We start from the raw sequence: 9,764 nt of genomic DNA, 5'->3' as shown, positions 1-9,764 counted from the left end.
GCCGGTGATGTTGCAGGATATGCTCGATCTGACTCATTGGCTGACACGTGTCAAGCTGTCGCCTGATGCTGCCAATGATCCCGGCGTGTCGCAGATTGAACGCGAACGCGGCAAGGAAATTGCCGCCAAGCTTGCCATGCCGCAATTGACCCGCGCCTGGCAGATGCTGCTTAAGGGCCTTGAAGAAACGCGCATTGCGCCATCCCCCATTCAGGCCGCTGAAATGATCCTGATCCGTCTGGCCTATGCCGCGGAAATGCCACCGCCCGGTGATCTGATCAAAAAGCTGCGTCAGGACATGAACAATGCTGGCGGCAGCGCGCCCCAAGGTGGCGGCAATGGCGGCGGCAGTGGCGGTCCGGGACCGCGCATGCAGGTGGTCAATGGTGGCGGCGGTGCAGCCGCCGTGGCACAGCGCCGACCCGACCCGCTGGGCGAACCCGAACAGGTCGAACAGCCAGTCTATGCCAAGATGCCCGAAACGTTCGAAGAAGTTGCCGAACTGCTTGGCAAGGACCGGGAAACCACCGGCCTTTCGATGCAGGTCAAAAACTATATGCATCTGGTGAAGTATGAGCCGGGTCGCATTGAATTTCGCCCGGCACGCGGGGCGGGGTCGGACCTTTCGACCAAGCTGATCAAGGCGCTGAATGGCCTGACCGGTCATCGCTGGCTGGTCAGTGTGTCGGAGCGCGAAGAAGGGGCACCGACCCTTAAGGAACAGGAACTTGAAGCCCTTGAACAGCGCAAGGCAGATGCCTCGCAAGATCCGCTGGTCAGGGCCATTCTGGATGGATTACCAAAAGCCAAAATCGTTGCCGTCCATCTGCCACCAGGCCAGGAAAATGCCGAGGGCGAAGAGGACGAAAGCGGTTCCGTATATGACGACGCATTTTATCTCGAAGGAGACGACGAGCTATGAAGAACCTTGCAGGGATGCTGAAACAGGCCCAGCAGATGCAGTCCAAAATGCAGGAAATGCAGGAAGGACTGGTTGAACTTGAAATCGAAGGCCAGTCCGGTGCGGGCATGGTCAAGGTGATGCTGAACGGCAAAGGCGAAATGCGCGGCCTTTCGCTTGATAAAAGCATCGTTGACCCGAACGACACCGAAGTCCTCGAAGACCTGATTGTGGCGGCTTATAACGACGCCAAGGTCAAGGTCGAGGCCGCCGTTCAGGAAAAGATGAAAGACGTCACCGGCGGCATGAACCTGCCGGAAGGCTTCAAACTGCCGTTCTGATCTTTCATCGGACACACGATAAATTTCGTACTTTCATTAGTACGCGGCAAAGGGTGGCATTGCGCCGCCCTTTGTTTTTGATACAAGCAATATGTAACGATCAAACTTTACCAGCACGGGGTCATGATGACCGGACGGGAAATTGAAAATCTGATCAAACTGCTTTCACGCCTGCCCGGCCTTGGGCCGCGTTCGGCACGGCGTGCGGTTTTGCAGATGCTCAAAAAGCCTGAAACATTGATGATCCCGCTGGCCGACGCACTCCATGCCACGGCCGAGGTCATGACGACCTGTTCGAATTGCGGCAATATCGATGTCACCGATCCCTGCCATATCTGTTCCGATCAAAACCGCGGTACGGACATCATCTGTGTGGTCGAGGAAGTTCAGGATCTTTGGGCGCTTGAACGCGGGGCATCGTTCAAGGGCAAGTATCATGTGCTGGGCGGCACGCTGTCGCCGCTTGATGGTGTTGGCCCGGATGACCTTAAAATCGATCAGTTGGTCAATCGCGTGCGCGAAAATAGCGTGTCCGAGGTCATCCTTGCCACCAATGCCACGGTCGATGGCCAGACGACCGCACACTATATCACCGAACGGCTGATCGAAACCGGGGTCAAGGTCACCCGCCTTGCCCATGGCGTGCCGGTGGGCGGTGAGCTTGATTATCTTGATGATGGCACACTGGCGGCCGCTTTGCGGTCAAGAAGCTCGGTCTAAACCGCGATCATTCGGACAGAAAAAGGGCAGCCATGAGCTGCCCTTGATTATCTTCAAAATCTCTGTGTCGTAATTATTCAAACCGTCTGTAGGCCGAATTACAGTATTCCACCACAACAGGATTGAATAATTCAGAGCCTTTTTCAGGCGGACTTGATCTTTTCCGCAGCAAGGCGGGTTGCCAGTTCATAGCCATAGGCACCGGCACCCGCCATCACCGCATGGGCGACCGGGCTGATCCAGCTGGTATGGCGGAATTCCTCACGCGCATGCGGGTTGGAAATATGCAGCTCGATGATATAGCCCTCAAAGGTCTTGAGCGCGTCATGGATCGCAACCGAGGTATGGGTATAGGCACCGGCATTGATGATCAGGGCGGCTGATTTGGTGCGGGCCTCGTGGATCATGTCGATGATCGCACCTTCATGGTTGGACTGGCCAAACCGCACCGAAACGCCAAGCTCCTTGGCAAGGGCACTGCATTTTTCCTCGATCGAGGCCAGCGTGTCATAACCATAAATCTCTGGCTGGCGCTGCCCCAAAAGGTTCAGGTTCGGTCCGTTGATGACTAGAATTTCCTGCACGCTCATTTCCTTGTTCCCGCCTTTATGCGCTTGGTGCCCTGTGGTTATTTCGCCGCATCGTTACGACGGTTCATGCGCGTCTGTGACGCAAGCCGGATCGGCGCATTGGCCGCCCCGAAGCCACGATACGCGCGACGCTCGACCAATTCAAAGAAGAAACGGTTGGCGAAGGTACGCGTATAGGCCTGATAATATTCACCTTCATCGTCACGATCATAGAGAATATTACGTGCGCGCAAACGATCAAGCAGTTCCGGCTCCAGCCCGAAACGTGCTTCGATATCGTCATAGTAGTTTTCCGGGATCGGCAGGATTTCAACGCCATGTGCCATGCAGTAATCCGCCGAGGCAAAGATATCGTCGCTGGCAAATGCCAGATGCTGCACACCGCTGCCAAAGAACTCGTTGAGGAACTGGGAATGCTGGGTATGCGGGCTTTGCGAACCATTGAGGATCAGACGCACCGCATCACTTTGCACCACCTGACTTTGCACAAGCCCGCCCGGATCCGGAATATCAAGGGTCGGCATTTTGCCGAGATCAAAGATCGAGGTGAAATACAGAAGCCAGGTCAGCATTTCCTCATACTGCATCGAGTATGAAACATGATCGACCTTGCGAAGTTTTGCCTTTCCGGCGTCTGCATCCGCGCCCTTTTCGGGTTCGAACTCGACATCCCAGATACGCGAAAGCTCGCTGTGATCATCAAGGAAATAAACAAGGCTGCCGCCAACACCCCGGATGGCCGGCATTTCAATCTCGCCTTCGCCGACCGCCTGACTGAAGGGTGCTGCCAGCAATGATTGCGCGCGGTCCATCGTTGCCTTGGCATCATCAACCTTAAGCCCGACTGCACAGACCGATGGGCCATGCACGATGTTATAGGAATGCGCAAAGCCATCCTTGTCGCAATTGATCACAAGGTTGATGTCACCCTGTTTCCACCAGGTCACTGCCTTGGTTTTGTGACTGCCGCGTTTTTCAAAGCCAAGGGCAGCGAAAAGTGTCGCAAGCTTTTCGGCGTTTTCTTCCTCGACCGCGAACTCGACAAAGCCGACTTCCTTGGCATGCGCCTTGGGCGGCAGGGCGGTTCCCTTTTCGCCGACCTGAACGCCTTCGATGCCGTCGCCGAGATAAATCAGGGAACGCAAACCATCCTTGGCCACGTTCTTGGTCGAGCTCGAGCGGAACTGATCGTTGAAAATTTCAAGCGACAGCGGTCCATCATAGCCGGTCATGGCAAGATTGCGCATGAATTCACCGAGCGGGAAGTCCCCCTGCCCCGGGAAGCAGCGGAAATGGCGGCTCCATGACAGCGCATCCATTTCAAGGATCGGTGCATCGGCAACCTGCACGAGGAAAATCTTGTCGCCCGGGATCGATGAAATCGCATCAAGCGGCACCTTGCGCGCCATGATGTGGAAGGTATCAAGCACAAGACCAACATTCGGGTGATTGGCACGCCGCACCACTTCCCAGCTATCGCGATAGTCGCTGATATGCTTGCCCCATGAAAGCGCCTCGAACGCGACACGCAGGCCACGTTTGGCGGCACGATCACCAAGCTCTGCCAAATCCTTGGCGGCGCGATCAAGCCCGCCAAGAGACTGCGGGGAGACGTTCGAACAGACCATCAAAAGGTCAGTGCCCAGTTCTTCCATCAGGTCAAACTTGCGCTCGGCCCGCTCGAACGCGCGGGTGCGCTGGGGTTCGGGCATGCCTTCGAAATCGCGGAACGGCTGGAAGGTGACCAGTTTCAGACCCAGATCACGGATCGTTTTGCCAACATCTTCTGGCGATCCGTCAAAGGACAGAAGGTCATTTTCAAAAATCTCGACCCCGTCAAAGCCGGCAGCGGCAATGGCATCGAGTTTTTCCTGAAGATCGCCTGACAGTGAAACTGTGGCAATTGAGGTCAGCATTTTATCCCTCCGGGATGCATGTGGGGCACCGGCACATTCACAGAAGGATACTGCAATCGCGGGGCTTGCCCCGCGCGCAGATCAATGCTGTGAACGGCGCCGATAGGTTTCGATATGGTCGGTCAGTTTGGCAATCGCGCCATCCAGATCCCGTGCAAGCGACAGCTCACAGATTTCGCGATGCTCATCGATGATTTCCTGGGCACGGAAACCATGGGTTTTGAGTTCGATCACCACATAGCGGCGGAACTGATCGAAAATCTCGTGGTGCAGGCGCATATGCAGGTTCGACCCACAGGCCGAAATCAGCGCCTGATGAAATTCGCGGTCATACTGGCTCCAGCGTACGGTCAGTTCACGGCTGTCACGATCAAGCATCTGCTTTTCAACAGTGGAAAGCTTGTGATGGGCGGCCGCAACCCGGGCTTCCCATTCAACGTCGCCATGCTTGATCGAGGCCGCCAGACCATCGCGTTCAAGCAACAGACGCATCGCCGTCAGTTCCATGAAGTTCGACGGCGATGTTTCAACAACACGGAAGCCCTTCTGGCCTTCGACAAACACAAAGCCCGACGCCACCAGACGATTAAGCACTTCACGCAGCGTGTTGACCCCGACGCTATAACGTTCGCGCAGCGCCTCGAGCTTAAGCTTCACGCCCGGCTGCAATTCGCCATACAAAATGTCATCGCGAATTTCGTTATAGACTGTCTCGGCAACGGTACTGCTGCTCATGGTCTTGGTCCCCTAGCCTGTCAATGCCTCGGGATAGGCATTGAAGTATTCGTCCCTTGCAGCGTCGGCATCAATCTCTGCCCCGCTGAAAACTTCAAATGCTTCAATACCCTGAAAGAAGAAGAGTTCAAAGCCGGTCATGACGTCGATCCCCGATTTGGCCGCAGCGCGCAGGAAGGCGGTTTGAACCGGCGTATAGACCGCATCAAATGCCCATTTCTGTCCACCGAACAGATCGGTATCAAACGGGCAGCCGGGATACTGGTTCATGCCAACCGGCGTGCAGTTGATCAAACCATCGGACGCTCGCACCGCGTCAGAAAGGTCATCTTCACCGACAAAGGCCGCATTGGCATTGGCCGCAACAAGGGTTGCCACCAGTTCTTCACCGCGCGCGGCGTCCTTGTCATGGATCAGGATCTTGTCCGCACCAAGCCCGCGCAGGCCAAACGCCGTGGCAAGGCCGACACCGCCCGCCCCCATCTGCAAAACGGTTCCCGGCTTGGCGTCGCCGAACTGTTTTTGATAGCCGCGCATGAAGCCGACAAAGTCGGTGTTATCCCCGCGCCAGCCATCTTCGCGGAAGACAACGGTGTTTACCGAGCCCAGGGCTTCGGGCAGGCGTTTGCGCGGGGTGATCAGTTTGCGCGCACTTGTTTTGTACGGATGGGTCACATTGACCCCGGCATAGCCGGTTTCCGCACAGGTGGTCAGCTGCTTGATCAGATCGAAATCCTTGATCACATCGCTGTCGAGATAGTCGTACGTGACATCCATACCGCACATACGGCCCAGCAATACGTGCAGTCGTGCCGACTGGCTCCGCGAAATGCCTTTACCAATAAGACCGAGTTTCAACATGGACAGGTATCCTAAAATCCAAACAGATCGGGCAAGAACGTAACGATGCCCGGTACAAAGGTGATGATCAGCAACACCGCCAGTTCAACGATAAAGAACGGCATGATCGCGCGGATCATTCGGGCCATACCGACGCCCGCAATTGCATCCGCAACAAACAGACACAGTCCCATCGGCGGCGTAATCAGACCGATCATCAGGTTAAAGATCACGATGATCCCGAAATGGGTCGGATCAATGCCAAGGCTGATCGCGATCGGATGCAGGATCGGCACCAGCACCAGCATCGCAGCAATGCCTTCAAGCACCAGACCAACCGCCAAAAGCATCAGGTTGATCAGGATCAGGAAGGTGACCGGGCTGTCGACATAGCCCAGAACGAACTTGCTGACGGTTTGCGGAATACCGGCAAAGGTCATGAACCAGTTTGCCGCCGCCACCGTTGCCATGATGATCAGGATGCTTGATGAATCACGCATGGCACCTGCGAAAATTGCCGGCAGATCACCCGGTTTCAGTTCCCGGAATACGAACAGGCCAACAACCAGCGCATAGAACACCGCAAAGCTCGCCGCCTCGGTCGGAGTAACGATGCCGGCCAGGATCGAGCCGATGACAAAGACCGGCATGAACAGCGGAATAAGGCCGTTCCAGATCGCCTTGAGCTTCTCGCCCATATTCATGCGTTCGCGCGGCTTGGCATGGTTTTTGACAAAGAAACGCACATAAACCGACAGCGCAATCGCCAACAAAACACCCGGCACAATCCCGGCAAGGAACAAGGCCGGAACCGACACATTGGTGGTAATCAGCGCATAGATAATCACCGGAATGCTGGGCGGAATGATCGGGCCGATGACCGATGATGCGGCCGTCAGGGCGGCAGCAAAATCACGCGGATAGCCTTCCTTTTCCATCGACGGAATAAAGATACGACCAATCGCGGATGTATCGGCAACCGCAGAGCCCGAAAGACCGGCAAAGATCACCGAGGACCAGATATTGACCTGGGCCAGACCGGCCTTGGCGTGCCCGACAAGCGCATTGGCCAGATTGATCACACGCGATGTGATGCCACTGGCATTCATCAACTCGCCGGCCAGAACAAACAGCGGAATGGCAAGAATGGTAAAGCTGTCCATCCCGGCAAAGATACGCTGCGGCAGAAGATCAATGCCAAACGTGCCGGTACTGATATAGGCGACAATGCCAAGCGCGATTGCAAAGGCAACCGGCGCACCGATCGCAAGCAGTGCCAGAAGGGTGACGCCGGTAATCATGCTTCACCCCCGGTGGAATTCTTATTCAGACAAGATGCAAGGCGCAAAATGGCGGCAATCACCAGACAAACACCACCAACGGTGATGGCGATTTGCGCCCAATACATCTGAATGCCAATGCCAGAGGCAACAATACCGCCGCGCTTGGCGGCAAACACATAGCCTGCATAGGCAAGAATACCACCCAGCACCAGCGTCGCGGCATCAACAATGATTGCAAGCTTGCGGCGGATGCGTGCGGGAATGGTATCAACAACAATGCTGAAAGTGATCTGGGTACCCTGCAGATAGGCATAGGCCACACCGAACATGCAGCCATAGATCATCGCGTATTTCGCGATTTCTTCGCTCCATTGCAGCGGGGAAGAAAACAGATATCGGCTGACACTGCCGGCAAAAACGACACCAAAAACAATTAGGATACTTAATCCCGAAAGTCCGGCGAGCAAACGCTTGTAAGCATTCTCGGTGCGTTGCATGGGTTCCCCCGGATCGCTCTGAAAATTATTATGCTTTTATAAGCACGGTGGCGGGAAAAAAGGGCAGGTCAGGTGCAAGGAGGAGCACCCGACCCGCCAAACACCGATTATATTGAAGCTTCAGCTTCGGAAACGGCAGTTTGCAGTTTTTCGATCCATGCAGCATCGATCTCGCCCGAAAGCCATTCGATAACTGCCGGCTGAGCGGCATCACGGAACATCTTGAGCTGTTCGGCGGTCGGCGTGGTTACTTCCATGCCTTCCTCTGCCAGTTTGGCAACGCCTTCGGCAGAGTTGAACTGCTGAACCGCACGGCCAACGTTCGATGCAACACCGGCGGCGCGACGCAGAAGTGCCTGATCAGCCTCGGAAAGGTTCTGATAGATTGCTTCGTTGATCACGATGAAGTCGGTGCCATATACGTGACGGTCAAGCGTCAGGTATTTCTGCATTTCATAGAACTTGTTGGCATAGATCACGCTGATCGGGTTTTCCTGACCGTCCACCGTGCCGGTGGTCAGTGCGGTCGGGACTTCCGGCCATGGAATCGGGGTTGGTTCGCCACCAAGTGCCTTGACCATTTCCACGAACAGCGGAACGGTCATGACGCGAATCTTCAAGCCTTCCATGTCTTTCGGCTCGGAAATTGCGCGCTGGGAGTTGGTAAAGTTACGGAAACCGGTTTCACCATAGGCCAGCGTACGCAGACCGGTTTTTTCCAGGCAGTGCGCGGCAAGTTCCTTACCGAAATCACCATCCAGAACGTTCCAGGCAACGTTGGCATTCGGGAAAACATAAGGGATATCAAGAACGGCTGCCTCAGGGCAGACCTTGGAGAACGGTCCCGATACCATCGACATGGCAAGCGTACCGTCCTGGGTGTTCTGCAGCAGATCGGTTTCACCGCCCAGCGCACCGGCCGGGAACAGAGCGACCTCAATACGGCCAGCCGATTCTGCTTCGACAATGTTTTTAAAGACCTGTGACGCTGCACCTTTTTTCGAGGTGGTCCACTCTGCCGGGTCAACATGGGCAAAGTTCAGGGTCACATCGGCTGCCTGCGCGTTAAAACCAAATGACGCGGCGACCATTGAAGCGGCGCCAAACAAGGCACCTTTGGAAATCATCTTCATTTCTTCCTCCCGATATAAAACGACATCCGCGGACCCTGGTTGCTTTTGACACTCTTGTTCTTGGGCGGTCCCTGTTCGGAATTAGGATAATTTAAAAAACATAGGAGATTTTGTCAAATATTCTATATTTTACCTGTAAGCCGCGTAAAATAAGGCCTTTGGACCCGCTCGGATCGTTGCCATGCTCTGCGGCTTGTCGCTATCTCCCTGTCAAATTCCTGCCAAAAAGCGATGCTTTAACATCTATAAGCTTGGGGGAGGGCTGTCTGAATTTCAAACCAGTGACATCAAAAAACCTTGCCGCTTCACAAGCATTCCAGTGACTTGGCAACAGATGCAATGGCCAGATGCCAATTGCAAAACAGCTTGCTGTAAAGCAGGATATTTGTGCTACTTTGGCATTCGAATTCTGCGATTCGCCCGCTGAAACGAAACCATTTTCAAAGTGAACCCCGTGAACAGTGTAACCGGCCCAAAATCACCGCAACTTGCGAAGATTGCTTCGCGCATTCTGGCAGGCAGCTTCCTGTTTGAGGATCTGGACCCCGAACTGTTGGAGCAACTGTCAAACCAGGCGACTGTACGCCGGTTCGACGATGGTCAGTTGCTGTTTGAAAAGGGTGCACCAGCAGACGGGCTTTATGCGGTTGAGGCCGGCAAGGTTCGCATTTCATCGGTTTCGGAAACCGGCAAGGAAATCGTGCTTAACGTTCTGGCCCCCGGTGCGGTATTTGGCGAGATCGCATTGCTGGATGGCGAACCCCGCACCGCAACCGCACGCGCAGTTGGCCCGACCCGGACACTTTTC

The 9,764-nt window shown here is 55.1% G+C and carries 10 protein-coding genes and 1 pseudogene; 4 read left to right on the top strand and 7 right to left on the bottom strand.

Annotated elements, in window-relative coordinates; all coding sequences use genetic code 11:
* The 3 genes and pseudogenes from B3Z49_RS03695 to recR form a co-directional block, all read left to right on the top strand.
* Positions 1–922, top strand: a pseudogene (locus B3Z49_RS03695) (DNA polymerase III subunit gamma/tau); the annotation flags it as partial.
* Entirely contained in the window at positions 919–1,242 is a 324-nt protein-coding gene (locus tag B3Z49_RS03690; RefSeq protein ID WP_008889081.1) for a YbaB/EbfC family nucleoid-associated protein, read from the top strand. The pseudogene B3Z49_RS03695 and the gene B3Z49_RS03690, both read left to right, overlap by 4 nt.
* 126 nt (positions 1,243–1,368) lie before the next feature.
* The gene (gene recR, locus B3Z49_RS03685; protein ID WP_296988308.1) at positions 1,369–1,962 is read left to right on the top strand and encodes a recombination mediator RecR; all 594 of its coding nucleotides are present in this window, start codon (positions 1,369–1,371) and stop codon (positions 1,960–1,962) included.
* Between the two features lie 143 nt (positions 1,963–2,105).
* Here recR and aroQ read toward each other — a convergent pair whose 3' ends face one another.
* The 7 genes from aroQ to B3Z49_RS03650 all read right to left on the bottom strand — a co-directional run bounded on the left by aroQ (position 2,106) and on the right by B3Z49_RS03650 (position 8,956).
* Positions 2,106–2,552 carry a type II 3-dehydroquinate dehydratase gene (gene aroQ, locus B3Z49_RS03680; protein ID WP_296988306.1) on the bottom strand — a complete coding sequence of 149 codons (447 nt, stop codon included), beginning with the start codon at positions 2,550–2,552 and terminating at the stop codon, positions 2,106–2,108.
* A 38-nt stretch (positions 2,553–2,590) separates the two neighbouring features.
* Positions 2,591–4,468: a bifunctional sugar phosphate isomerase/epimerase/4-hydroxyphenylpyruvate dioxygenase family protein gene (locus B3Z49_RS03675; RefSeq protein WP_296988305.1), complete on the bottom strand. Its 1,878-nt coding sequence runs from the start codon at positions 4,466–4,468 to the stop codon at positions 2,591–2,593.
* 81 nt (positions 4,469–4,549) lie between these two features.
* A complete protein-coding gene (locus B3Z49_RS03670; RefSeq protein WP_063085768.1) occupies positions 4,550–5,203 on the bottom strand; it encodes a GntR family transcriptional regulator in 654 nt (217 codons plus the stop codon).
* A gap of 12 nt (positions 5,204–5,215) precedes the next feature.
* Positions 5,216–6,064, bottom strand: coding sequence for a shikimate dehydrogenase family protein (locus B3Z49_RS03665; RefSeq protein ID WP_008889076.1), 849 nt, complete (start codon positions 6,062–6,064; stop codon positions 5,216–5,218).
* Between the two features lie 11 nt (positions 6,065–6,075).
* Positions 6,076–7,344: a TRAP transporter large permease gene (locus B3Z49_RS03660; protein WP_064788160.1), complete on the bottom strand. Its 1,269-nt coding sequence runs from the start codon at positions 7,342–7,344 to the stop codon at positions 6,076–6,078.
* Complete coding sequence (locus tag B3Z49_RS03655) at positions 7,341–7,823, bottom strand: TRAP transporter small permease (RefSeq protein ID WP_008889074.1); 483 nt, start codon at positions 7,821–7,823, stop codon at positions 7,341–7,343. The genes B3Z49_RS03660 and B3Z49_RS03655 overlap by 4 nt, the downstream gene beginning before the upstream one ends.
* A 107-nt stretch (positions 7,824–7,930) precedes the next feature.
* On the bottom strand, positions 7,931–8,956 hold the full coding sequence (locus B3Z49_RS03650; RefSeq protein ID WP_296988302.1) for a DctP family TRAP transporter solute-binding subunit: 1,026 nt from the start codon (positions 8,954–8,956) through the stop codon (positions 7,931–7,933).
* A gap of 454 nt (positions 8,957–9,410) precedes the next feature.
* On the opposite strand from B3Z49_RS03650, the gene B3Z49_RS03645 reads away from it, so the two are divergent.
* Positions 9,411–9,764 (top strand): cyclic nucleotide-binding domain-containing protein (locus tag B3Z49_RS03645; RefSeq protein WP_296988301.1); only part of this gene is annotated, 354 nt, incomplete at its 3' end.

The sequence above is a fragment of the Thalassospira sp. UBA1131 genome, from assembly GCF_002311515.1.
GTDB lineage: Bacteria > Pseudomonadota > Alphaproteobacteria > Rhodospirillales > Thalassospiraceae > Thalassospira.
Note: the sequence above shows the minus strand (reverse complement) of the source record. Positions and strands in the feature narration are given on the sequence as shown.

Bases quoted from the DNA above. Each gene is read 5' to 3' on its own strand.
- B3Z49_RS03650 (WP_296988302.1), bottom strand. From the start codon at position 8,956: ATGAAGATGATTTCCAAAGGTGCCTTGTTTGGCGCCGCTTCAATGGTC.
- B3Z49_RS03665 (WP_008889076.1), bottom strand. From the start codon at position 6,064: ATGTTGAAACTCGGTCTTATTGGTAAAGGCATTTCGCGGAGCCAGTCG.
- B3Z49_RS03670 (WP_063085768.1), bottom strand. From the start codon at position 5,203: ATGAGCAGCAGTACCGTTGCCGAGACAGTCTATAACGAAATTCGCGAT.
- B3Z49_RS03690 (WP_008889081.1), top strand. From the start codon at position 919: ATGAAGAACCTTGCAGGGATGCTGAAACAGGCCCAGCAGATGCAGTCC.
- recR (WP_296988308.1), top strand. From the start codon at position 1,369: ATGACCGGACGGGAAATTGAAAATCTGATCAAACTGCTTTCACGCCTG.
- B3Z49_RS03655 (WP_008889074.1), bottom strand. From the start codon at position 7,823: ATGCAACGCACCGAGAATGCTTACAAGCGTTTGCTCGCCGGACTTTCG.
- B3Z49_RS03660 (WP_064788160.1), bottom strand. From the start codon at position 7,344: ATGATTACCGGCGTCACCCTTCTGGCACTGCTTGCGATCGGTGCGCCG.
- B3Z49_RS03675 (WP_296988305.1), bottom strand. From the start codon at position 4,468: ATGCTGACCTCAATTGCCACAGTTTCACTGTCAGGCGATCTTCAGGAA.
- aroQ (WP_296988306.1), bottom strand. From the start codon at position 2,552: ATGAGCGTGCAGGAAATTCTAGTCATCAACGGACCGAACCTGAACCTT.